Source organism: Lysinibacillus sp. FSL M8-0355 (assembly GCF_038008985.1).
In the GTDB taxonomy this organism is placed as follows: Bacteria; Bacillota; Bacilli; order Bacillales_A; family Planococcaceae; genus Lysinibacillus; species Lysinibacillus fusiformis_D.
The window spans coordinates 1,913,516-1,937,696 of record NZ_JBBPAI010000001.1; the positions used below are offsets into that span (position 1 = coordinate 1,913,516).

Sequence of the window (24,181 nt, forward strand, 5' to 3'; positions counted from 1 at the left end):
GCTTTTTTTTTACTAAAGTGGTCTAGACAACTATACCAAAGGGGGATAAATAATGTTTGCTTTCTTACAAAAAATCGGTAAGTCTCTCATGTTTCCAATCGCTACATTACCAGCAGCAGCATTACTATTGCGTTTAGGTTCAGGGGATATGCTTGGAGCCGTACCGAATGAAGCAATCCAGTACATTGCTAGTATTATGGCCGCTTCGGGCAATGCTATACTTGGCAATTTACCAATCATTTTTGCGATTGGGATTGCGATGGGATTTGCACATGATAGCAGTGGGGGCGCAGCACTTGCAGGTGCAATTGCTCATCTTGTATTAGTGGCCGTTTTAGGAACTGTTAATGAAGAATTAAATATGGGTGTGTTTGGTGGTATTATTGCCGGTATTACGGCAGGCTTATTATATAACAAATATTATAATGTGAAATTTCCAGAATGGTTATCATTCTTTGGCGGACGGCGCTTTGTACCGATTATTACGTCCATTATCATGGCGATTTTAGCTAGTATTTTAGCGATTGTGTGGGCACCAATTCAAGGTGGTATTGATTCTGTCGGCAATTGGATGATTGGCGCAGGATCACTTGGTGTTGGAATGTATGGTTTCTTCAACCGTCTATTAATTCCAGTTGGTTTACACCATGTCATTAACACGGTCATTTGGTTTGATTTTGGTGAATTTACGAATGCTGCGGGCGAAGTGGTGAAAGGGGACATCCACCGTTTCTTAGCGGGAGACCCATCAGCTGGACATTTCCAAGCTGGTTTCTTCCCAATCATGATGTTTGGTTTACCAGCAGCATGTTTGGCGATGTACTTTGCAGCGAAAAAAGAAAAACGTCCTGTTGTTGGTGGGATGTTCTTTTCCATCGCTTTGACAGCTTTTTTAACAGGTGTTACAGAACCGATTGAGTTTTCATTTATGTTCTTATCACCAGTTCTATATGGTATTCATGCTGTACTAACAGGTATAGCACTCGCTGTGGCCTATATCGTTGGATTCCGTGATGGCTTTGGATTCTCGGCAGGTTTAATTGACTATTTATTAAACTTAGGTCTAGCAGATAAACCATTGCTCTTACTGCCTTTAGGCTTAGGCTTTGGTGCGATTTACTTTGTTGTATTCTATTTCTTAATCAAAAAATTAGACTTAAAAACACCTGGACGTGAAGACGACGAGGAAGAGGATGGAGAAGCAAATGCTGCCATTTCTGACGATGTTGATTTACGTGCCTACTATACAATTGAAGCATTAGGTGGAAAAGAGAACATTCAGCAAGTGGATTACTGTACAACTCGCTTACGACTGTCTGTACAGGATGCCAATGTTGTAGATGAAAAAACATTGAAGCAAACAGGTGCACGAGGGGTAATGCGCATTAGTAAAACGAATGTTCAAGTGATTATTGGTACATCTGTTGAGTTTTTAGCAGAGGCTATCAAAGATCGTTTGAAAAAAGGCAATCCAGCACCTACAAATACACAAGTGCCAACAGCACAGCCTGTAGTGCAAGAAGCAGTCAAAAATGAAACAACGAACTTCCATGATTTTGAAATGCCCATGACAGGTGATTTATTGCCATTATCAGAAGTGCCAGATGAGGCATTTTCGGCAGGGTTGATGGGTCCTGGGTTTGGTATTCGTCCAATGGATGGCACAGTTTATGCACCGTTTGATGGGGAAGTGGTGATGATTTTCCCAACGAAGCATGCGATTGGCTTGAAATCAGATGCAGGTCTGGAAGTATTAATTCATGTTGGTTTAGATACAGTCAAACTTGATGGTAAAGGCTTTGACCTGTTCGTCACGGATGGTCAAAAAATTCAGCGTGGAGATATGCTTTTAAAGGCTGATATCAATCAGATTAAAGACCAAGTACCTTCTGTGATCACACCAGTTGTTTTCACAAGTTTAATGGGTCAAGAGATTACACTCGGAAAATCTGGCTATCAACGAGCGGGCTCTACCAATATTATTGCAATGAAAAAGTAACAACAAATAGGGCTGTTTGCAAAAGCTACACATAGGCAATAGGAAATGGCAAATGGACACCTTTTCAACAGCCCTTGTTCAAGAAGAGGAGATGTTTTTCTTGAGTTTAATAATTCGGAACATCACAGTGGTCAACGCAAATGGTCGAGATGAGCAAGTGGATGTGTGGATGAAGGATGGCAAAATTGCACAAATTGCTACACAGCTCAATGTTAATCATGTGGAACAGCTAGATGGTTCAGGGAAATTTTTATTGCCTGGATTTATTGATATGCATATTCATGGGTCCGCTCAAATGGATACAATGGATGCCTCAGATGAGGGACTTCATATAATGGCACAATCGTTACTCAAAGAAGGTACGACAAGCTTTTTAGCAACAACTATGACACAAAGCTATGACAAAATTGAGCGGGCCATTGCCAATGTGGCACAGTTCCAGCCACAGTCAGATGAGGCGGAAATATTGGGGCTTCATATTGAAGGACCATTTGTTTCAAAAGAGCGGGCGGGAGCACAACCTCTTGACTATATTGTCCCGCTTGATATGGCTATATGGACAAAATGGCAGGAATTAAGTGGCCATAAAATTAAGCAAATTACGCTAGCACCAGAGGAAATGAATGGCATGGCAGCAGTGCAAAGCATTTCTGCAAGCGGTGTCATCGTATCGATTGGTCATTCAGATGCAACATTTGAGCAAATGCAAGAAGCGGTTCAATTAGGTGCTTCACAGGGGACACATTTATACAATCAAATGCGTCCATTCCATCATCGTGACCCAGGTGTCGTTGGTGGCGTCTTGTTGCTAGATGCCATCAAGGCTGAGCTCATTGTTGATTTTATTCATATGCATGAAGGGGCAGTGGAAATGGCCTATCGGTTAAAGGGAGCAGACGGTCTTATATTAATTACTGATGCGATGCGCGCAAAGGGTATGCCATATGGAGCGTATGATTTAGGCGGCCAAATGGTTCATGTGACTGAAGCGGGCGCTCATTTATCAAACGGTGCTTTAGCGGGTAGTATTTTAAAAATGGATCAAGCTATACGAAATATGCGTCATATTACGAAATGTACAATGGAGGAGCTTGTGAAAATGTCAAGCTTCAATGCTGCTCAGCAATTGAAATTAAACAATAAAGGGCAGCTTGTGCAAGGCTATGATGCAGATGCTGTGATTATGGATGAACATTTAAAGCTTTATCAAACAATTAAGGCAGGCAAGGTCTTATATGATGCCATGCAATAGGCGATGACCGTTAACGTCAGAAGGCATGCAAACATCTAGCATGGAACGATCGAAATGAAAAGGTGATAGAACATGAATACCTATTTTCAACAAGTCAATCGATATTTAACAATGGTGGCACAGCAGGAAAGTGAACAAATTAGACATGTTGCCCAGCAAATTGTTGAACGTCTCACAAAGGGAGGCATTATCCAGCTGTTCGGCTCTGGTCATTCCATGTTATTAGCACAGGAATGTTATTACAGAGCGGGTGGCTTAGTGCCTGTTAAACCGATACACATTGAATCGTTAATGCTGCATCAGGGTGCACGGCAATCCTCGCAAAATGAAAAAAAACAGGCATTTTTAGCCTCATATAAGGATCAGCTACAGTTTGATGACCACGATGTTTGTATCATCATTTCGACATCTGCCAATAATCCAGCACCAATTGATATGGCTATCTACGCTAAGGAAGCGGGTGCTTTAACCATATCCCTGCAATCACTGGAGTATCAGCAACAGCCATCACGACATCCATCAGGCAAGCGTTTAGAGCATGTGGTCGATGAAGTATTGAATACGCATGTTCCATTAGGGGATGGTGTGTTAACTGTTAATCAGTTGCAATATGCACCTGTGTCCACCGTCTTAGGTGCGACATTATTAAATGCTTTATTCGCACAAATTATTGAGCTAATGCATGAACAGGGTGCAAATATACCAGTGTTTGGTAGCAATAATCTAGGTAAAAATAATAACGATGCGCTCATTGATCAATATGGTCAGCGTATTCATTTTTAAGGCACGAATGAAGGAGGATGAACGGTGAGATTAAAAAGATTTTCCTCAATTGATGATTTATATGCACAAGCCGTGACAACAATCGTTGAAGCTAAAAATAATGGGGCGATAACTTTTGGATTGGCTACTGGTGGAACAATGGAACCGTTATATGCTAAAATCTGCAAAACAGATCTCGATTTTTCACATTGCATTAGCTTTAATTTAGATGAATATGTGGGGCTTGAGGCAACTCACGAGCAAAGCTATGCCTATTATATGAACAAACATTTATTTCAGCAAAAACCATTTCGAGCATTCTATTTACCAAATGGTCTAGCAGCAGATCCTTTAGTGGAGGTAGCTCGCTATGAAGCCTTACTGCAACAGTATCCCTTAGACTTCCAATTGCTTGGGATTGGTCAAAATGGTCATATCGGCTTTAATGAACCAGGCACGTCATTTGCTTCCTTGACGCATCTTGTCACATTGGAAGAATCTACTCGTCAAGCCAATGCTCGTTTTTTTTCATCCATTGATGAGGTGCCGACACAGGCATTCACGATGGGGATTCAATCAATTATGCGTGCAAAGTGCATTTTGTTAATCGCAGTGGGAGAAACTAAGCGTGAGGTTTTAGAGCGCATGCTGGCATCTGATTATACAGAAGATGTTCCAGCAAGTGTGTTGTCCAAACACCCAAACGTTATCATTTTGACAGACTTACAAGAAGAGGAGAATATATAATGAAAACACAACAATTTACAGTAGTCGATCCTTTAGGAATTCATGCACGTCCAGCAAGCCAACTTGTGGCAAAAGCAACACCATTTACTTCATCAATTGAAGTGCGTACAGAAGAAAAAGCAGCTAATTTAAAATCCATTTTAGGTGTGATGGGATTAGCCTTGAAGCAAGGCTCACAATTTACACTTGTTGTAGATGGGGAAGATGAAGAGCAAGCATTAACAGCTTTAACGACACTCATAACAGAAATGGGGCTTGCACAATGACACAACTCACTGGTATTGCCGCTTCAGACGGCATTGCCATTGCCAAAGCATATTGTTTTGTCCAACCAGATTTAACATTCACGAAAACAACGGTTCAAGATATCGAGGCTGAGCAACAACGTTTAGCAGCCGCTCTTGCCAAAGCAGAGCAAGAGCTGGTGGTCATTCAACAGCAAACATTGAAAAAATTTAGTGCTGAAGAGGCTGCGATTTTTGAGGCGCATTTATTAGTGGTGAATGATCCAGAATTAATTGGGCCGATCAACCAAAAAATTGCAGATGAGGCGGTTAACGCAGAGTATGCCTTACATGAAGTATCGTCTATGTTTGTGGCATTATTTGAAGGTATGGACAACGAATACATGAGTGAGCGTGCATCCGATATTAAAGATGTGACAAACCGCATATTAGCACATTTGCTCGATGTACATATTCCAAATCCAAGCAGTATTAACGAACAGGTGATTATTGTTGCGAATGATTTGACCCCTTCAGAGACAGCCCAATTAGACCGTAATTATGTCCTTGGTTTTATTACGGATATCGGTGGTCGTACATCCCATTCAGCCATCATGGCACGCTCGTTAGAAATTCCAGCAGTCGTAGGGGCAGGGACGGCAACGACAACGATTCAAGATGGCGATTGGTTAATCGTCGATGGTTTATCTGGTCAAGTGCTTGTAAATCCAACAGCAGATGTCATTGTTAATTATCAAGAAAAGGCACAATATTATCGTACACAACAGGCGGAGTGGTCTACATTAGTAAACGAACAAACTGTGTCCAAGGATGGCGTACATGTTGAACTAGCTGCGAATATTGGATCACCAAGTGATTTGGACGGTGTGCTGCGTCATGGTGCTGAAGGAATTGGCCTGTATCGTACAGAGTTTTTATATATGGGTCGAGAAAACTTGCCATCAGAGGACGAACAATTCACCGCATACAAAACAGTCATTGAAGGAATGAAGGGTAAGCCAGTAGTTATTCGAACACTGGATATCGGTGGTGACAAACACTTACCATATTTGCCATTGCAAGAAGAAATGAACCCATTTCTCGGTCATCGTGCCATTCGTCTATGCTTAGAGCAACAAGAGCTATTCCGTACACAATTACGCGCTTTATTACGGGCTTCTGTATATGGTAACTTAAAAATTATGTTCCCAATGATTGCGACCATCCAAGAATTTCGGGAGGCAAAAGCCATTTTGCTGGAAGAAAAAGAAAAGCTTGTAGCGGCATGTATTGCTGTAAGCTCAGACATTGAAATCGGAATGATGGTTGAAATTCCAGCCACAGCAGTAATGGCAGACATCTTTGCGAAAGAAGTGGATTTCTTCTCCATTGGTACCAATGATTTAATTCAATATACAATGGCTGCGGATCGTATGAATGAAAAGGTTTCTTATTTATATCAACCGTATAACCCAGCCATTTTACGCTTAATTCAAATGATTATCGAAGCTGCCCATAAAGAACAAAAATGGGTAGGGATGTGTGGTGAAATGGCAGGCGATGAGTTTGCTGTTCCACTATTGCTAGGATTAGGCTTAGATGAATTCTCCATGAGTGCTACATCTATTTTAAAAACACGCTCCTTACTGAAGCAATTATCTGCCACAGAAATGCAAGCTTTAGCAGCACAAGCCCTCCAATTAGCAACAGCCGAGGAAGTGCTGGAAAAAGTAAAGCAGGCTGTGAAATAAGATAGACCAAAACCCATCTACCTATACACAATTATGGTAGATGGGTTTATGTTGTTAAAAAATAACATTAAAAACATTATAGCAAGGCTAGGGGTCGATTTCCGTTCCACCAGGGTCCTTTCCAATGAGCACGTAGAAGTTATATTGCACTCTAATCAACCATGCTACCAAAATAATCGAGAAAGGATTAGACATAACATCAATAAAATAAGTAGTTTTTTACCTTTCATAATAGTTCTATTCTAAATAGAATTTAAATAAAAAGCAGCTGAAGATAAGCTTCAACTACTTTTTTAGTGAATTATGCATGTTTTGAAATGATTTGCTGAAGCTTAGCTTGCAGTGTCGGTAGGTCATGCATCGTAATCGTTGTTCTGACATAGCGTTCATCCATATCTAATGCCTCTGCAAAAAAGCTACCAATGCCTCTTACCTTGCGATCAATTTGCATTAAAATTTCCGCTGAATGATTAGACTGGGAGAGGAAAACGATTTCCAGCTCATCTAAATGCCCTCTATATTGTCCAGTTGGTACAAATTCAAATTCCTGTACAAATGGATAGTAGCCACGGAAGCGGGAAGGGGCTTGTTCGCATTCAGCTTCCCGTAAACGGAAACCTAGGCCTTGAATTGTATCCAATATATGCCCTGCAAGCGTTGTTGGCTCCACACGAATATAATCCTTATCACTTGGATCGACAGCATTTTTAATATCAAGGCCCGTTTGAATCCAAACCTGTGTTTTACCAGCACTAATCGGTGTTTCAAATGGCAGTGTTATCGAAATAGGAAAGGCCTTTTCTTCACCAGCCGCCAGTGTGAAAGGCTCTGTTACTTTGACTTTTTGTAGAGCAGCAACCTCTGTATGTTTATGATCATTGGACTCGCGAATATAGGTCGTATTAACTGACAGATAAATAGCATCAACTTGTTGGTCAATTTGACCGCCACGCACGATGATTTCCCCCTGCATAACCTCTCCAGCGCGATAAGTATCCTTTGCCAATCTTGTATCCACTGTTGCTGCACCTATTCCAAAACTTGCTAATGCTTTATGAAAAAAAGACATCTTTCATTCCTCCTACTGACATGGTTAGCTATACATACGCTCGTGTTGAAAAAAGGTTTCAAGACTGGCAAATTTTTCGCTATACTAGTTGGAAAATGAAATTTTTAAATGCGTGTTGTTTTTGTAAGAATACTAAGGTAAGTAATGATTTCTGCACCGATTATTCATATTTAGCTTTTATACTAAATGAATGTAGGTCTTCCTAATGATGAAAGATAGAGGGTGTTGAAATGTATAGTGTGATGTCCACCATTAGTCAGTTTATTAGTGAGCCAATTACGCAATTATTACATGGCTATGAGCATTCTGCATGGATGATGGCCGTTCTGCTTGGCTTGATAGGTGCACTTGCTCCATGTCAAATAACAGGGAATATGAGTGCCATTACGTTTTATGGCAGTCGAACGCTTCATAGGAGCAGTATTTTGCAGGAGATTATGTTTTTTATGATGGGCAAAGTGGTTGTTTTTAGTGGGCTTGGACTGCTAGCTTGGCTGTTGGGTCAATCGTTTGAAACGAAGATGACGCTATATTTTCCAATCTTTCGTCAGGCAATCGGACCAATGCTGCTATTAACAGGATTCGTGCTAATCGGTTTAGTAAAATTCACCTTTCTGCAACGCTTGTCATCGAAATTACCACCTATAGTAAAAGAAGGGAAATTGGGTGCCTTTTTGATGGGTGCTAGTTTTTCGATTGCCTTTTGTCCGACCATGTTTGTCTTGTTCTTTGTGTGGCTCATGCCCGTTGTAGCAAGCACTTCCTATGGCTTCATCCTACCAAGTATTTTTGGCGTGGCAACGGCTGTACCGCTTATAATCATGCTCCTCTTGCTATATGTTTTTAATGCCAAACGTCTTATTGTAAGGACAAGCATGAAGATGGGGAGAAGTATGCAAATGATTGCTGGTTTATTATTACTATTAGTCGGCATGATAGACACGATTACATATTGGGGATTATAAGGATAAAGAGAACATAGCCGAGTGTTTTTGCTTGGAAACAATAAGGTAAATCGTCCGTGCCAAAGTGACATCTTACAATATACTCGATTTTTGCAGAGCTAGATTTTCGATTAAACATATACCCAATTTGGCAACGAAATTTAGTTTTTCACCATATCACGTCATCATCTTTGCGTATGCAGATGCTGGCAATATACCGATTAGTCTCTTCATGGTAATTACTAATAAGATGGTTGAGTGAAAGGGAGATGAATGGTTATGGTATATCCTGCAAAAGTAAACAAGGTTCCGGTTATATTGAGCTTCTTAATGGTCTGGCTCATGGCGGCTATGGCACTGTGGCCCTTCGCAACATCTTTAATGGTCATGATTATGTCGGTATGTTTTATTCTTTCAGCAAGCGTCGTCTGGTGGTACGCCACATCTATTCAGTTTGTTTTTGATGAAGAATATCTATTAGTGAAAAGTGGTCCATTTAAAAGTAAAATCCCATACCAAGGCATCACAAAGATTGCTCCTACAACTGCCGAATTTACGGGTTATCAGATTTCTACAGCTGATAAGGGATTAGAACTTTTCTATCAAACGCCAGCTCAAGGGAGTGTAAAGATGTTGCCACAGGATAAATGGGCATTTCTTAGTGAGCTAACAAAGCGATGTCCCCATGTACAGATTCCACAAGCCCAACATTTCAAGTAATGCTAGATAAGTTAAAAAAGGTAGCTGATGTGTTGATCAGCTACCTTTTGTTATTGATCAAGCTTTGTTAACGTTTTGCCGCTCCAACCAAAAATAATCGTTAGAATGGGACCTAGTAAGCAGAAGAAGGTGAAGGGTAGATAATCCAGTGTGGAGATACCGAGGACACTTGTGATGAAAATACCACAAACACTCCAAGGGACTAGCGGATTGACGACCGTACCAGCATCCTCCATGACACGAGAAAGGTTTTTCGGCGCAAGACCTACCTTGGCAAATTGCGCTTTAAAGGCTTCACCAGTTAACAGAATGGATAAATACTGCTCACCGATTAATGTATTGACACCAATGCCCGTAATCGCAGCACCTGTTATAACGGAGCCAGCACTTTTAAATAAGCTTTCAACTTTCCCTAAAATACTTTGAATAATGCCGAGTGTAAATAATAATCCACCCATTGTTAAAGCAAGTAAGACAAGGGCGATTGTAAAGAGCATACTATTCATGCCACCACGCGTTAGCAAGGCATCTACTTCCTCATTACCAGTTTGAGAGACATAGCCATCAAAGAGAATTTTGAAAACATCTGCAGCTGGTAACGGGTCAAGCATATAGGAAAGACCTACACCGATAATGGATACGACTGCCAAAGTAATGACAGCAGGTGCTTTATAAAAGGTCATGATTACAAGGACAACAATTGGCAATAATGTATACCAATGAATCAATCCTGTCGACAGTAATCCGTCTTTAAATTGCTCCACAGTCTCAAACGATGTTGAAGCACCAGATGGCGATAAAATAGCGTACAGCACAAAGGAAATGATGAAAGCAGGAATAGTGGTCCAGCCCATATTTTTAATATGCTCAAAAAGATCTACACCAACCGTACCTGAAGCAAGATTGGTTGTATCCGATAAAGGAGACATTTTATCACCAAAGAAGGCACCAGAAACAATCGCTCCAGCCGTGATCGTTAATGAAATGTCCATCGCACCAGCAATGCCCATAAATGCCACACCAACTGTTGCCACCGTTGTTAACGAGCTCCCAACAGAGATGCCGACGATGCTACATATAAGGAAAACAATCGCAAAGAAAAAGTTCGGTGAAACGGTTAAAAAACCATAGTAGATGAGCGTTGGGATCGTTCCACCCATAATCCAGCTCGAAATTAAAATACCAATGAAGAAGAAAATAAAAACGGCACCAAGTCCAGCACTAGCACCAGCAATCATACCGCCTTCCAGGTCACGAAAAGATACTTTCTTCCATAACCCATAAGCCAGCAAAATGGCAATCACTAAAAAAATCGGGATGTGGGGTGCTGCTTTTAAATAGCCAATACTATAAGCCATTGTGATAATAATTAACAGTATAATAAAGAATGCCTCTATAAATCGAGGGTTACTCTTTGCTTCTATTCGAAACATGTGAATCCTCCTAATACGAATAAATACTTCTGCGCTTCAATGCGGTGAAGCCCAAAAGTATTATAGCACGCTAATATTTTTTGTCAATTGACTGAAAACAGAAGGCCCGCATGTTTTCATGCATTTATTGTATAAGCAACTCTAAGGACGAGCATAACAAGAAGGAATACGTTTGCGCGTACGATAAAATACAAAAAATAACAATGAAATTCCAGCATTTTCATGTAAATTTCGTTTACAATTCCTTAACATTTCACATCATAAACAAATAAGCGAAAAAAAGTTTATTTCAAGTATTTTTATAAAAATAACAGAAAAAACGGTTATATTTAAAGAAAAAACGGTGATTTTTAATATTTGATTTCCAACGTTTGCAACTTGAAAAACAGCTTAAAAATAAATGTGGCAAAATTTATATTACATTTTTGTAAAATCAACATCTGCATGTTTAAAATTTTGTTGAATTGTGTAAATGTTTTGTTATGATGATTCAGAAATCGACAATATTTATTTCACAGGAGGAACAGGATGTTCAACTCAAATAAGCAAGATCCATTTTTTCAGTCATTATTAAAAATCGCAAAAAACGTGAATGAAGGTATTTATTATGCACATAATGCTCGCATTCAAGATATAGATGCGTTAAAAGAAATTGCCGATACAATGAAGCAATATGAAACAAGTGGCGATAAACTAATTCATGAACTTATTGTGATGCTAAATAAATCTTTTATGACGCCTATCGAGCGTGAGGATATTTTAGCATTAGCGAATAAGCTAGATGATGTGATTGACGGAATGGAGGGCTGTATTGCTCACTTCAATATGTACAACTTAACGGAAGTGACTGAGCCAATGCGCCAATTCCTCACATATATTGCAAAAAGCACAGATGAAATGGTACAAGCCATGGAACTGTTAAATAGTAAAAAGCTTGTAGAAATGCGTAAACATGCTATTCAAATTAAAGATAATGAACGTGAATGTGATGAAATTTTCCGTTCTTCCATGAAACAGTTATTTATCCAAGAAAAAGATCCAATGCGTCTGATTGTTTTCAAGGATATTTATGAGCAATTTGAAGATATTGCCGATAGCTGTCAAACAGTAGCTAATACAATTGAAACAATAATTATGCGTAATGCGTAAGATGGAGTGTACGAAATGGATACGATATTATTAATCACCATACTAGTCGTTATTTTCGCACTTGTGTTCGATTTTATTAACGGCTTCCATGATACAGCAAATGCCATTGCCACTTCTGTATCAACCCGTGCCTTAAAGCCACGTACTGCGGTTTACATGGCAGCGGTAATGAACTTCGTCGGAGCCATTACCTTCGTTGGGGTAGCGAAAGCATTAACAAAGGATATTGTGGACCCGTTTACTTTAAATGCCTATGACGGCGATATTACAGGTTCTGTAGTGATTTTAGCAGCTTTATTATCTGCCATCACATGGAACTTGTTAACATGGTACTTTGGGATTCCATCCAGTTCTTCTCATACATTAATTGGTTCTGTTGCAGGCGCAGCCATTGCCGCTGCAGGATTTGATATTTTGAACTATGCTGGGTTTATTAAAATTCTTCAAGCACTTATTTTTTCACCATTGCTAGCATTCGCAGCTGGTTTCCTAATGATGACAATATTGAAGATTATCTTCAAAGATATGAATTTATATCGCACAAATAAAGGCTTCCGTACCATGCAAATTGGGACAGCTGCCTTACAATCTTTTACACACGGAACAAATGATGCTCAAAAAGCGATGGGGATTATTACACTAGCTCTAATCGCGGGCGGCCTACACCATGGGGACGATATCCCATTCTGGGTACGTTTTGCAGCAGCAACAGCGATGGGTCTTGGTACATCTGTAGGTGGCTATAAAATCATCAAAACAGTTGGTGGTAAGATTATGAAAATCCGCCCAGTAAATGGAGTAGCGGCAGATTTAGCTTCTGCTTCTATCATCTTTGGTGCGACGTTGATCCACTTACCAGTATCTACAACACATGTTATTTCTTCATCCATCATGGGTGTAGGAACAGCGCACCGCGTCAAAGGCGTTAAATGGGGCATGGCACGCAAAATCGTCACAACTTGGGTCATCACAATGCCAATCTCAGCCGTTATGGCAGCCTTGATTTACTATTTTTTAAGTTTATTTTTCTAGTACGATAAGAGGAATGCACAGCAATTGTGCATTCTTTTTTTATTAGCGTAGATAAGTGAAGGATAGCGAGAGCAAGAAACAGGATAAAGGAGAGGAAGTGGATAGCAAGAGCAAAGTGGAGGATAGAACGAGAAAAGTGGAGGATACAACGCTTAAAGTGGAGGATAGCGAGAGAAGAAAGCAGGATAGAGAAGAGGAAGTGGATAGCAAGAGCAAAGTGGAGGATAGAACGAGAAAAGCGGTGGATAGAACGCTTAAAGTGGAGGATAGAACGAGGAAAGTAGTGGAAAGAACGCTTAAAGTGGAGGATAGCGAGAGAAGAAAGCAGGATAGAGAAGAGGAAGTGGATAGGAAGAGCAAAGTGGAGGATAGAACGAGAAAAGCGGAGGATAGAACGCTTAAAGTGGAGGATAGCGAGAGCAGAATGGAGGATAGCGGAGAGGAAGTGGATAGGAAGAGCAAAGTGGAGGATAGAACGAGAAAAGCGGAGGATAGAACGCTCAAAGCAGAGGATAGCCTGAACATAGCGGTGGATACAACGTGCAAAGTAAAGATTACACCTAGTAAAATGCTGGGAACATTCCTACTTGTGCGAGGAGCGGATTCTCTCTAAGGTTAATTATAAAGAAAGTATAAACTTCGGAGAAAATCACTTTTTCCATAGTAAGGTGGAAATAGGAGGAGAACGAATGAAGGAAAAGTTACTACTAATTGAGGATGATGTCGCTATTGGTCGGATTGTCAAAGAGACGCTAGAGCAGGAGGGGTACGGTGTGGCGTGGGCGACTACGGGCCTTGAAGGGTTAGCAGATTTTCAGGCGGATTCCTTCGATTTAGTGTTGGTGGATTGGATGCTGCCAGAGATGGATGGGCTTGCGGTTTGTCAGAATATACGCTGGGAAAGTGATGTGCCGATCATCATGATGAGTGCTCGTAAGGAGGAAGCGGATAAGGTGGAGGGCTTGCAGGGGGCAGATGATTATATTGCAAAACCGTTTAGTTTAGAGGAGTTGAAGGCACGTGTGGCTTCCCATCTTAGGCGCTGGAAACGTTATAACAAGCTAGAGGAAGTAGAAGATCGGACTGCCTATGCCTTTGGATTAATGATTGATTGGCAACGAGAGATAGTGAGTGTTAATCAGCAAGAGCTAGCGTTAACCCAAAAAGAATTTGCTCTTTTCAAGCTACTTGCTAAAAATCCGAGTCAAACCTTCACAAAGGAGGAACTGTATCAGCATATTTGGCAGCAGCCGAGTATAGAGGACACACATACGGTCACAGTACATATCAAGGCATTGCGTGAAAAGCTCAATGATTCTGTGAAAAGCCCTCATTTTATTCAAACTGTATGGGGCAAGGGATACCGTTTTATAGGTGAACCATTATGAAAATTAAAACATGGTTACTCCTTACTTTTTTTCTTGTCATGGTGTTACCGATTGCAGGGGCATACAGCCTTTATGTATGGATAAATGCTTATTATCAAGATAAAAATGTTGCGGAATACTTTGATAAGTGGACTGAGCTGAATCAAATAAAAGCAACCATTGACAATCCAGCGCTCTATCAAAAAAACGCGGATTTACAAGAGTTAGAAGAGCTGACAAATGAGCAGCTAGGAATTACCCTTTATACAAAATCTGGCTTTATTTTATATTCCTCCAATCCTTTGTTATCAGGCTATGTTGGAAAAGAGCGCATGTTTAAAGGATTATTTGATTTACAACAAACATACAACGCCTTTACCTATAAGGAGCCTGTCTATCAACAGGGCGATTTATTGGGTGTCTATGAAATTCAATTAGTTAGGGCAGATTGGGTAAAGGGTGTTGAAAATCGTTCATGGCTTGTTATAACAGGTTCCATTCTACTATTCCTTGCCATCTATTTAGCTGTCCTGTTCGTGCTTAACCGTAGACTAAATCGACCATTAAAAGAGCTGATGCAGCAAATGCGCATTTTTGCAAAAGGTGGTCATGTGGAAACAAATCTTAGCGCAAGAAAAGATGAAATTGGAGAATTAGCTCAATCATTTGTGGCCATGCAGAATGAAATTGAGAAGACAAGAGCTTCCTTAAAAGAGGAGCAGCTACAAAAAGAGTTGATGATTGCAAGTATTTCCCATGATTTAAAAACGCCCCTGACTGCCATTCAAGCCTATGCAGAATCTTTACAAAGCAGGGGGCTTACAGAACAGCAACAAGAGGAATATCAGCAGGTCATCGTAACGAAGGCTGATCGGATGAAGCATATGCTAGAGGATTTACTCATGTATACATTGCTCCAATCAACGAATTATGAATTAGAACTGGTTGCTGTTGATGCTGCAGAATTTTTTGAGATGGCATTGTCTGACTATGAACCATTATGTGAAGAACAAGGATTTACTTTAAACGTTTTCTGCGATGTAGATGGGCTATATGCGGTTCACCCGAAACAATTACAGCGCGTGATTGATAATTTAATGAGCAATGCATGGCGCTATGGAGATATCGGTACATCTATTGGCTTAGCGGCCGTCAATGCTGGGGGTTATCCAGTATGGAGTTTTGATTTCCTGAAGTCAACCTTGAACAAGCAAGAAGGTGTATATATCATTGTACAAAATAGTGGTCAAGGTATTTTGCAGGAGGACATCACAAAATTATTCGAGCCCATGTATCAAGCAGATCGTGCAAGAACGAAGGCTGGAGAACGAGGGACAGGTCTAGGTTTAAATATTACAAAACAAATTATCGAAAAACATGGTGGTACAGTAGAGCTGTTTTCGCAGGAGAATATCGGAACAGCTGTAGTATGCTGGCTACCACCTTTTAAAGGAGCAAATCAAAAATGAAATGGAAAAAAACATGCCGAACAGCGGGCTTAATTGCTGTGATGACATTTAGCTTAGTGGGCTGTAATACGGAGGCATCGTATTCACCACAGGAAATTATTGAGCAAGCACTACAAGAATCCAAAGAACCACTAACTTATTATGGCGAATACACGTTAGATATGGGGGAGCTTGGTGGCAAAGCCCAAGTGAAAGAGTGGGTCAAGGATGGCAATAGACGTATGGAGATGACAGGTGACAATGGTGAACACGTCATCTCAGTCATGACTGATTCACAAGTGATAAGCTATGATGTTGCTGAAAATACAGCCTATAAAATGGCCTTTCCACAAGGCGGACTAGATGGGCTTCAATCACCTAGAGATCAAGTACAGCTTATTTTTAAGTTAATCAAGGATACACATGAGATTAAGATCGCAGGTGAGGAAAAGGTAGCTGGAAGAGACACGTATAAAATTGTAGCCAAAACGAAAAAAAGCGAATCGTTATTTGGGGATATCGAAGTATGGATTGACAAGAAAACATGGCTGACATTAAAAACGAAGACAGATAATGCAGGAAATCAAATGATCACGGAATTTACAAAGATGGAGGAGGGTAAAAAAATAGATGACCAACAATTTACACTAGATCTACCTAAGGATGTAACGATTGAAGAAATTAGTGGGGAGGATACTTCAGAATCTGTTTCGTTAGAAAGTGCCAAAGAAAAACTAGGAGCTTTTTTAGTAGTCCCACAAGAAAATGATCTAACGCTAGACAAGATTTCCATGGCTAAAGGATTAGAAGATCGACCTGAATATTCGTTTGACTATGGATTAGATGGGCAGCCAGCATTTTTTGTTACTATTTTCAAGGCAGATCCGAGTTTGGCAGAAATTGAGCCAATATTAAATGAAAAAGAGATGGTTATTCGAGGGCAAAAAGGAACTGTTATGGATGATGAAAATTTTCGTTCCATTTCTTGGCAGGAAAATGGCTATCAATACAATATCGTTGGGGAAAATCCAGCGTTAACGCTTGAGGATCTTTTAAGCTATGTGCAACAAATGACATTTGTTCAATGAGGTGATGCTATGAAAAGAGCAGAAGGGCTGAAATGTCTTGCATTGTTTTTATTTACCACTATTTTCTTATATGGAGTAGGGGAAACCTATGGAGTATCTTGGCTACAATTTCACTTTTTAGGTCAGTATGATGATGCAGGTTTTTATTTTAGTTTTACATCCCTGATTCCCATCGTGATTGGCCTATTTATGGTAGGGCTTTATGAATCCATCTTAAAACGTTTCATCTAAATAGAACAGTGGTAGGATCACAGATGGATGATCCTGCCTTTTTATGGTTTAATTTAAAAAAAGGAGGTTTTGACGATGTCTACATTTATAGTTGGCGTACTCCAACAATTGACCTCACCCCTGTTGATGGTTGTATGCTTTTATTTTACATTAACTTATTTTCATCATCTAAAGATAGGTGATGATAGGGGCATCAAGAACACAAAATGGGCAGCGGTGCTGTGCTTAGCGCTTGCTTTGATATTACCGTTTATTTACAACTTTCTTATCTTCATCATGAGGGGATAAAGTGATCCGTACATAGTAAATGTAGCAGGTTTATGATTTATAAATAGATGATCTATTAGTTTAAAAACAACCACTCTATACGGTCACCGAACCATGTAGAGTGGTTGTTTTTTTGTAATACTTACGTAATTTGCTGTAAATGTGTTTTCTGAAAGGCTTCCTCATATTTTAAACCGTAGCCAAGTGCGCGATCTAAGAAAATATGTGCGAGCCAAATTAAAGCAACCATCAGAAATATAGAGCTAGACATCATAAAGCCTATTACTAGAAGGAGGGCAGGCAATACAAAGCTATGCCCAATATTATAGAAAACAGCGCCTATTTTCGGATTGAGGAGATAGCCGATCATAGTGATGTCAGGGAGTAATAAAAACACCATAAAATACAGCCATGAAAAATCCAAGTGCCCATAGAAAAAGACGGTGATAATCAAGGCAATCACATATTCTAAAGAGATGATTTTACGTAATTTCATCATAAGCCACGACCTTCCAATAAATTTTGATACATCCCCTCAATGAGAGAGGCAATTTTTTCTTGATTTTTTTCATATTGTCCGTCAGCCATTAATGTTTTAGTCAATTGTAATGATTGCAGTGCGTGCTGATAAAAACGTAGTTGTTGCTCGATTTGTGCTATTTTGACTGAAAATAGCTGTACGGTTTCTTCATTACAAGCTGTGGAGATAGGTTTTTGTTCCAATGTCAGTAAATGTTTAATTTCTTGTAAGGTAAAGCCGAGTTGACGTAAGACGATGATGAATTTCATTGTCTGCTCACATGCGGCATCATACACACGATAGCCATTGTCCTGTTTTTGGGGATGTAAAAGACCCTCTTTTTCGTAGTAACGGACTGTATCAGTTGTGAAGTGAAATTTTTCGGCGAATTGTTTAATTTTCATACGAGCACCTCCTAAATTAATCCTAACATTGGAGTATGCTCCAAGGTCAAGGTTCTTTTTGAATAATAGTTAAAAAAATGAAACGGTTATTTAGTGGCAGTCGTTTATAGTGTAAGAAGGGGAGGTGGACGGCATACTTGAAGAAATAATCGATGAACATGCAGAACATTTATTACGTCTCGCCTATTTTTACGTGAAAAACCGGCAAACAGCCGAGGATATTGTGCAAGAGGTCTTTATTAAATTTTCTCAGCGTGACTATGAGGAGCGAGGGCAGCTACGTGCATACTTATCCACGTTAACGATTAATCAAAGCAAAGATTATTTAAAAAGCTGGCATTATAGGAAATTACTATTCCAAGAAAAACTATTTCCGCTACAGGGGCATAAACAGCGGGATGAGCTCGTTGCAGCAGAGGAACGATCTCAGATTGGGGCAGCCATTTTAAAATTGTCCTTAGCCTATCGTGAGCCCGTCATTCTTTATTATTTTGAAGAAATGAAGATTCGTGATATTGCTCAGCTACTAGGAATTGCAGAAAATACGGTGAAAACAAGGCTGAAACGGGCAAGAGAAGCATTAAAGCCCCATCTAAAGCAGGAGGAATGGGAGGTGCTAGGGCATGAATGATATACAGAAGGAATTAGTCAATGTAGCAGGGGATGTGACAGTGAGCAAAGAAAGAGTCAAAAAACATGTGTTACAACAGCCGACTAACAGAAAAAAATCTGTACGATTCACGCTATTAACGGTTGTGCTCACTCTTTGTGTTGTGGGTTTTATAATGATGCAGCTTTTAACGAATGAAACAAAGCAGACGACCGCCCTATTCCATGAAAGGCAACTGGAGCACTTTGAGCGTATTAGCCATATGATACGGTCAGGGCAAGAGCAGGCATATTATAAAGAGGAGGCGTATTTTTCATATGAAAAGCTTGTTGCCTCCTACTATTTTGCGAAATCATTAGGGGTTACCTATTCTAAGAAAGAGTTAGAGGCAGAAAGAAAGAAACAGGTTGAGCAATTGGAAATGCTACAGCAATCGCCTGAATCTGAAGCTCTTTTTCTCGGACTAGAGCCGAAACAATATGCGAAAACATACCTTGAACCCCTCCTGCCAATGTATACCGCTAGGACGAAGCTGTATACGATATATCAAGAAAAATATCCAACCTTTTATGCTTATCAAGAGGTAGCCAATATTGATGCCAAACGGTATTTCCAAGCGCATTTTGCTGAGCAGGCAAGAACCTTTCAAAAGGAGCATAACATCGAAATACGTACCAGTGCACATGGCTCTTCAATGGTCGGCACAGTTGCGAAGGTCGAATCGAATGTTTTCTTATTTATAGAAGGAGTGATTCCTGAGGATCTTAATCATATGACGGAGGGACAGCTTGCGGAAAAATATGAACAAGCCGATTGGTATCCTGTGCTGGATGAATTTCCTGTCAAGCAAGGGGATTATATTACTTTCACTTCAATGGGAACAGGGAGCATTGAGGAAAACGGAGTCATAAGAAAATATGGTTTATTAACTAAATTGGAAAAACTAGAGCCAACCATTACAAAGGTGCTTGAGCTGGAAAATGAACAAGAAGTCGCTCAGTTTTTGCAGGATGTCCCATGGCAGCCAGCCAATAAGATAGCAAGACCTCCCGAGTATTCTTTTCAGGTTGATGGCGTGCGTATCGAAATGTGGAAGGGCTATGGTGGATCTCTTTATCTTCAAAAAGTAGGGAGTGGAGAAATCCAGCTGAATGCTAAAAGAGCAATGCAGTTAAAAGCGCTAATAGGTTTACAGGAATCTTAGCAAGTCTCTTTGAAAGAGGCTTGTTTTTTGTTGAGGAGAAAATTATAGTGAAAGTACCATGTTAAAATAACTTTTCATTACATCTAGGATAAAATACATAGAGATATTTGTTGTTAGGAATAATTGCTTAATGATGGGAAATTAAATGAGTCCAAAGAATTGTAATATTTTGTGTGCAAAGGTAGTATTAAAGAAGTAAGGGTGAAAATAAGGGGGAGCGGTATGAACACACAAGAATTTGAAGAATTATGGATTACGCTCAATGAATTATATAATGCTGATCGCTTTTTAGAATATATAGAAATAAGTAGTGCCGCAATCGAGAGTGCCATTGAGCTTGGAATGTATGATAAGGCTATCCTGCTATTGCGCTATAGTTGTGCTAGTTATTTTCAAACGGGTGATCTACAGCTTTCCATCAGTGTCCTTGAACAATATCGTGAGCTAACCTTTCAACATGGCAATGATATCGATTTAATTCAATACTACAATTTAGCCGCTATTTATTGGGGAACATTTGGTCATTTAAAGAAATCAGAAGAGTTAATGCTGAAGGGCTTAAAAATAGCTGAAACGATTCATCATGTGGAGAGTATGGGGAAAATTTACAATAACCTAAGTGATTTAGAAATTTCGATGGGCAACTATCGCACAGCCAAGGAATTTGCCCTAAAAAGTCTTTACTATTCGAATGCATTTGAAGTGAAGCATAAAGAGCCCTATACAGGGGTTATGTATCCTAAAACGAACCTAGCTGTTGCACTTATCTGGCTGGAAGAATTTGATGAAGCGAACGAACTCTTACTAGAATTGCTGGCAACGATTCAAGATCCGCCTTATTCGAAAGTACAACTAGAGGTATTCAATGCGTACGCCTTCCTATGTGAAAAACAAGGGCGTATCAGTGAAGCCATTGATTTATATCAAAAGACGAAACATTATGCCCTGCAAAACAATGACCTGTCCTTGCTGCAAATCATTTATAATTCTTTAGTGAAATTAATTGAGGCACAGGGCAATAAAATTGTGTTATGTGCTATACAAAAAGAATTTATAAATATTTTATTAGAAATTCAACGTGAAAACTATTCACATGTATTGTTTGAAATGGAATACAACGATCATAAGAAGCAATTTGAAAAAAATGCCTATATGGATCCGCTGACAAATATCTACAATCGACGCTATTTTGATGAACAGGCGAAAAAGATGGTTGAAAAAGCGGCCGAAAGTAATCAGCAACTAGCTTTAATGATGGTGGATTTAGACCATTTTAAAGAAATCAATGATATGAATGGACATTTAATTGGCGATGATGCGTTGACGAGTACAGCCAAAGCATTAAAGGACTATTTTGAACCGTTTGAGTCCATTGTTGCTCGTTTTGGTGGGGATGAATTTATTGTGCTAAGTCAGGTTAAGGAAGGGGAATCGGTGCAAATATTGGCTGATAATCTTTATCACGCATTAACGGCATTGTCTCTGGTAGTGAATAATGAAAAGGTTCATTTGGAATTTAGCATTGGAGTAAGTACCAATCAGCGAGGCAGCATTGTAAAAGTGGAAGAACTAATCCAACATGCAGATGAAGCGCTCTATAAGTCCAAGCGCAATGGTCGCAACCAAATTACGCACTATAATCATTATTCCGATGTGGGAAATGGTATATAAACGAGGGAGAGGCATATCTGCATAGGAAGTGCCTCTTTTGTGTAAGTTGTCAACTAATGGTTTGGATTGATTAAGCCATAATAAACAATATCTTCGAAAGCACCATTTTTATACACATGCTGTTTTAAGGTTCCCTCATAATGCATCCCGCATTTCTCCATGATTTTGCCGGATGCAGGATTGGATTGAAAATACTGAGCATAGACACGATGATACTTTTTCTCTTGAAACGCAAAGGCGATGATTGCTTGGGTTGCTTCTGTCCCATAGCCATTTCCCCAATAGGGCTCCCCAATCCAATAGGCGATTTCGCCCCTTTGATGTGGCTGCTGATTGGACAACCCTATCGCCCCATATAATTGTCCACTGTGTTTATCTGTTATAGCCCATTCGTAGAGGCGATTCTCCTCAAAGTTTTGTTGATGAGTGGCTATCCATGACAATGCACAATCTATTGTGTAGGGATAAGGTACGTTCAGTGTGCTTTTGTAAATGGCATAATTGTTACATAAAACACTTACCTCAGGTGCATCTGCTTCTGTAAAAGGGCGGAGTAATAAACGCTCAGTCTCCATTGTTTTTTCTGCTGCTCGGTAAATCATCGAATTCCTCCTTTGTCTTCAGCGATATTTTTTAAAGCTTGAGAAGATGAATCGATTATAGCACAATAAAAGGGAAAATAAACCAAATAACAGTTAAAAATACATCTTGAATCAGAATAAATATTTATTGAAAAACGATAAAAATTATGATAAATTGTACAGGAGAATAAATAAAAGAGGTGCGTCAGATGAAACGAGAAACGCTCTTTTTAAAGATAGCTGTTTTTCTAATGGGAATACCGGTTCTTGCCTTATGTCTATTGGTAGTTCCTCGTGTAGCGATAGGGGCAGCACAGCATTTTCCGAAAACAACCATTTTTGCTTTACTAGGTGTTTATGCAACGGCCATCGCCTATTTTGTTGCTCTGTATACGACGATTAAACTACTAAGCTATATCGATCAAAATATTGCGTTTTCAGAACGATCCGTGAAAGCTTTAATCAATATTAAATATTGTGCAATTATCATTAGTGGTGTATACGTGGTAGGCATGCCACTGATATACTATGTGGCGGAAGTAGATGATGCCCCTGGTCTTATTATTATCGGAATGGTTATTATTTTTGCTTCCTTTGTCGTGGCAGTCTTTGCTGCTGTGCTGCAAAAGCTTCTAAAAAATGCCATCGATATCAAATCAGAAAACGATTTAACGGTTTGAGGTGAATACTATGGCAATGATCATCAATATTGATGTAATGCTGGCAAAACGAAAAATGAGCGTAACAGAGCTTTCAGAAAAAGTGGGCATCACGATGGCAAACCTTTCTATTTTAAAAAACGGCAAGGCCAAAGCCATTCGTTTTTCAACGTTAGAGGCCATTTGTGAGGCATTGAATTGTCAGCCTGGCGATATTTTGGAATATCGAAAGAACGAGGACACGCAAAAATAAGAGTCTGCTTCATGCAGATTCTTTTTTTGTAGGAATTATTGCCAGTAATGGTCGTCCTATGATACGATAAAGAAAAGATATATCGACAGGCAGTCGGTCAAATGTAAGGGGTTGTGATTATGAGGGAAATGAAGAAGGCGGAAGAGCGTCGCAATGAAATATTAGATGCAGCAGACGAATTATTTACACAGAAGGGGTTTGACGGTACTAGCACCAGCAATATTCTTGAAAAAGTGGGCATTGCACGGGGCACGCTTTATTATCACTTTAAGTCTAAGGAAGATATTATGGATGCCCTCATTGAGCGTTATACAAGTACGATGCTTGCAAAGGCAAGAGCGATTGCAGAAGACAAAAGCATTGCTGTGAATGAGCGCATTCTACGTGTTGTGATGGCATTAAACATACAGCATGAAAATGGTGGTCAGGAGATTATGGAGCATGTGCATAAGCCGCAAAATGCATTAATGCATCGAAAAATACAGCAGGTGGTGATGAATCAAGTGCCACCAATCCTTACGGCCATTATTCGTGATGGTATTGAACAGGGCGTTTATCATACTCCCTATCCATATGAGTGTATGGAAATGATTATCGCCTATACCAATGCTGTATTCGATGATGATTTAGTGCTGATGACAGATGAAGAACGAGCGGCACGCATTCCAGCATTTATCTTTAATGTCGAACGAATGCTTGGAGTGGAAAGTGGTAGTTTGCTCTATATGATGCAAATGTTTGGCAAGGATGGTGAAGGTAGTACGACATAAATACGAATGAGGGTCTTGTTAGGTTT

The 24,181-nt window shown here is 39.8% G+C and carries 27 protein-coding genes; 22 read left to right on the top strand and 5 right to left on the bottom strand.

What is annotated here, in order from left to right; translation table 11 throughout:
- Positions 1–52: 52 nt before the first annotated feature.
- The 6 genes from nagE to ptsP all read left to right on the top strand — a co-directional run bounded on the left by nagE (position 53) and on the right by ptsP (position 6,735).
- Positions 53–1,999 carry an N-acetylglucosamine-specific PTS transporter subunit IIBC gene (gene nagE / locus MKY46_RS09115; RefSeq protein WP_036117202.1) on the top strand — a complete coding sequence of 649 codons (1,947 nt, stop codon included), beginning with the start codon at positions 53–55 and terminating at the stop codon, positions 1,997–1,999.
- Between the two features lie 100 nt (positions 2,000–2,099).
- Positions 2,100–3,251, top strand: coding sequence for an N-acetylglucosamine-6-phosphate deacetylase (gene nagA / locus MKY46_RS09120; RefSeq protein ID WP_036117232.1), 1,152 nt, complete (start codon positions 2,100–2,102; stop codon positions 3,249–3,251).
- Positions 3,252–3,323: 72 nt separating this feature from the next.
- Positions 3,324–4,034 (top strand): sugar isomerase domain-containing protein, encoded by a 711-nt coding sequence (locus MKY46_RS09125; protein ID WP_036117204.1) that lies wholly within the window; start codon positions 3,324–3,326, stop codon positions 4,032–4,034.
- 24 nt (positions 4,035–4,058) lie between these two features.
- Positions 4,059–4,760, top strand: a complete 702-nt coding sequence (locus tag MKY46_RS09130) for a glucosamine-6-phosphate deaminase (protein WP_036117207.1) — start codon at positions 4,059–4,061, stop codon at positions 4,758–4,760.
- Positions 4,760–5,026: an HPr family phosphocarrier protein gene (locus tag MKY46_RS09135; RefSeq protein ID WP_036117208.1), complete on the top strand. Its 267-nt coding sequence runs from the start codon at positions 4,760–4,762 to the stop codon at positions 5,024–5,026. The genes MKY46_RS09130 and MKY46_RS09135 overlap by 1 nt, the downstream gene beginning before the upstream one ends.
- Positions 5,023–6,735 carry a phosphoenolpyruvate--protein phosphotransferase gene (gene ptsP, locus MKY46_RS09140; RefSeq protein WP_036117210.1) on the top strand — a complete coding sequence of 571 codons (1,713 nt, stop codon included), beginning with the start codon at positions 5,023–5,025 and terminating at the stop codon, positions 6,733–6,735. The genes MKY46_RS09135 and ptsP overlap by 4 nt, the downstream gene beginning before the upstream one ends.
- Positions 6,736–7,036: 301 nt before the next feature.
- Here the strand turns inward: ptsP and MKY46_RS09145 are convergent, their stop codons facing one another.
- A complete protein-coding gene (locus tag MKY46_RS09145; RefSeq protein WP_036117212.1) occupies positions 7,037–7,804 on the bottom strand; it encodes a sporulation protein in 768 nt (255 codons plus the stop codon).
- Between the two features lie 230 nt (positions 7,805–8,034).
- Between MKY46_RS09145 and MKY46_RS09150 the strand changes: the two genes are divergently transcribed.
- The gene (locus tag MKY46_RS09150; RefSeq protein WP_036117214.1) at positions 8,035–8,769 is read left to right on the top strand and encodes an urease accessory protein UreH domain-containing protein; all 735 of its coding nucleotides are present in this window, start codon (positions 8,035–8,037) and stop codon (positions 8,767–8,769) included.
- 252 nt (positions 8,770–9,021) lie between these two features.
- On the top strand, positions 9,022–9,468 hold the full coding sequence (locus MKY46_RS09155; protein ID WP_340833983.1) for a PH domain-containing protein: 447 nt from the start codon (positions 9,022–9,024) through the stop codon (positions 9,466–9,468).
- A 50-nt stretch (positions 9,469–9,518) separates the two neighbouring features.
- Here the strand turns inward: MKY46_RS09155 and nhaC are convergent, their stop codons facing one another.
- A complete protein-coding gene (gene nhaC, locus MKY46_RS09160) occupies positions 9,519–10,901 on the bottom strand; it encodes a Na+/H+ antiporter NhaC (RefSeq protein WP_036117219.1) in 1,383 nt (460 codons plus the stop codon).
- Positions 10,902–11,429: 528 nt separating this feature from the next.
- Between nhaC and MKY46_RS09165 the strand changes: the two genes are divergently transcribed.
- The 8 genes from MKY46_RS09165 to MKY46_RS09200 all read left to right on the top strand — a co-directional run bounded on the left by MKY46_RS09165 (position 11,430) and on the right by MKY46_RS09200 (position 17,504).
- The gene (locus MKY46_RS09165) at positions 11,430–12,050 is read left to right on the top strand and encodes a DUF47 domain-containing protein (protein ID WP_004229078.1); all 621 of its coding nucleotides are present in this window, start codon (positions 11,430–11,432) and stop codon (positions 12,048–12,050) included.
- 15 nt (positions 12,051–12,065) lie between these two features.
- Positions 12,066–13,082, top strand: coding sequence for an inorganic phosphate transporter (locus MKY46_RS09170; RefSeq protein ID WP_058843727.1), 1,017 nt, complete (start codon positions 12,066–12,068; stop codon positions 13,080–13,082).
- A gap of 55 nt (positions 13,083–13,137) precedes the next feature.
- Complete coding sequence (locus MKY46_RS09175; RefSeq protein ID WP_340833986.1) at positions 13,138–13,695, top strand: hypothetical protein; 558 nt, start codon at positions 13,138–13,140, stop codon at positions 13,693–13,695.
- 76 nt (positions 13,696–13,771) lie between these two features.
- Entirely contained in the window at positions 13,772–14,470 is a 699-nt protein-coding gene (locus MKY46_RS09180) for a response regulator transcription factor (RefSeq protein WP_340833988.1), read from the top strand.
- Positions 14,467–15,918, top strand: coding sequence for a HAMP domain-containing sensor histidine kinase (locus MKY46_RS09185; protein WP_340833990.1), 1,452 nt, complete (start codon positions 14,467–14,469; stop codon positions 15,916–15,918). The genes MKY46_RS09180 and MKY46_RS09185 overlap by 4 nt, the downstream gene beginning before the upstream one ends.
- Positions 15,915–16,985 carry a LolA family protein gene (locus MKY46_RS09190; RefSeq protein ID WP_036117258.1) on the top strand — a complete coding sequence of 357 codons (1,071 nt, stop codon included), beginning with the start codon at positions 15,915–15,917 and terminating at the stop codon, positions 16,983–16,985. The genes MKY46_RS09185 and MKY46_RS09190 overlap by 4 nt, the downstream gene beginning before the upstream one ends.
- A gap of 9 nt (positions 16,986–16,994) precedes the next feature.
- Positions 16,995–17,216 carry a hypothetical protein gene (locus MKY46_RS09195; RefSeq protein ID WP_036117260.1) on the top strand — a complete coding sequence of 74 codons (222 nt, stop codon included), beginning with the start codon at positions 16,995–16,997 and terminating at the stop codon, positions 17,214–17,216.
- A 75-nt stretch (positions 17,217–17,291) separates the two neighbouring features.
- On the top strand, positions 17,292–17,504 hold the full coding sequence (locus tag MKY46_RS09200) for a hypothetical protein (RefSeq protein WP_036117262.1): 213 nt from the start codon (positions 17,292–17,294) through the stop codon (positions 17,502–17,504).
- 121 nt (positions 17,505–17,625) lie between these two features.
- Here MKY46_RS09200 and MKY46_RS09205 read toward each other — a convergent pair whose 3' ends face one another.
- Together MKY46_RS09205 and MKY46_RS09210 are read right to left on the bottom strand one after the other, a co-directional pair.
- Positions 17,626–17,982, bottom strand: coding sequence for a DUF4260 domain-containing protein (locus MKY46_RS09205; RefSeq protein ID WP_230593744.1), 357 nt, complete (start codon positions 17,980–17,982; stop codon positions 17,626–17,628).
- Positions 17,979–18,407, bottom strand: a complete 429-nt coding sequence (locus MKY46_RS09210; protein ID WP_036117264.1) for a MerR family transcriptional regulator — start codon at positions 18,405–18,407, stop codon at positions 17,979–17,981. The genes MKY46_RS09205 and MKY46_RS09210 overlap by 4 nt, the downstream gene beginning before the upstream one ends.
- Positions 18,408–18,531: 124 nt before the next feature.
- On the opposite strand from MKY46_RS09210, the gene MKY46_RS09215 reads away from it, so the two are divergent.
- The 3 genes from MKY46_RS09215 (at position 18,532) to MKY46_RS09225 (ending at position 21,892) form a co-directional block, all read left to right on the top strand.
- The gene (locus MKY46_RS09215) at positions 18,532–19,038 is read left to right on the top strand and encodes a sigma-70 family RNA polymerase sigma factor (RefSeq protein ID WP_036117266.1); all 507 of its coding nucleotides are present in this window, start codon (positions 18,532–18,534) and stop codon (positions 19,036–19,038) included.
- Positions 19,031–20,221 (top strand): hypothetical protein, encoded by a 1,191-nt coding sequence (locus MKY46_RS09220; protein ID WP_036117268.1) that lies wholly within the window; start codon positions 19,031–19,033, stop codon positions 20,219–20,221. Before MKY46_RS09215 ends, MKY46_RS09220 begins: the two co-directional genes overlap by 8 nt.
- 222 nt (positions 20,222–20,443) lie before the next feature.
- Complete coding sequence (locus tag MKY46_RS09225; RefSeq protein WP_036117270.1) at positions 20,444–21,892, top strand: tetratricopeptide repeat-containing diguanylate cyclase; 1,449 nt, start codon at positions 20,444–20,446, stop codon at positions 21,890–21,892.
- A 53-nt stretch (positions 21,893–21,945) separates the two neighbouring features.
- Here MKY46_RS09225 and MKY46_RS09230 read toward each other — a convergent pair whose 3' ends face one another.
- Positions 21,946–22,494 (bottom strand): GNAT family N-acetyltransferase, encoded by a 549-nt coding sequence (locus MKY46_RS09230; RefSeq protein WP_036117273.1) that lies wholly within the window; start codon positions 22,492–22,494, stop codon positions 21,946–21,948.
- 188 nt (positions 22,495–22,682) lie between these two features.
- Here MKY46_RS09230 and MKY46_RS09235 point away from each other — a divergent pair, with 188 nt between their 5' ends.
- From MKY46_RS09235 to MKY46_RS09245, 3 genes are all read left to right on the top strand, one after another.
- A complete protein-coding gene (locus MKY46_RS09235; protein WP_036117275.1) occupies positions 22,683–23,153 on the top strand; it encodes a DUF2975 domain-containing protein in 471 nt (156 codons plus the stop codon).
- Between the two features lie 10 nt (positions 23,154–23,163).
- Positions 23,164–23,385, top strand: a complete 222-nt coding sequence (locus MKY46_RS09240; protein ID WP_036117277.1) for a helix-turn-helix domain-containing protein — start codon at positions 23,164–23,166, stop codon at positions 23,383–23,385.
- A 119-nt stretch (positions 23,386–23,504) separates the two neighbouring features.
- On the top strand, positions 23,505–24,155 hold the full coding sequence (locus MKY46_RS09245) for a TetR/AcrR family transcriptional regulator (protein ID WP_036117279.1): 651 nt from the start codon (positions 23,505–23,507) through the stop codon (positions 24,153–24,155).
- Positions 24,156–24,181 lie beyond the last annotated feature (26 nt).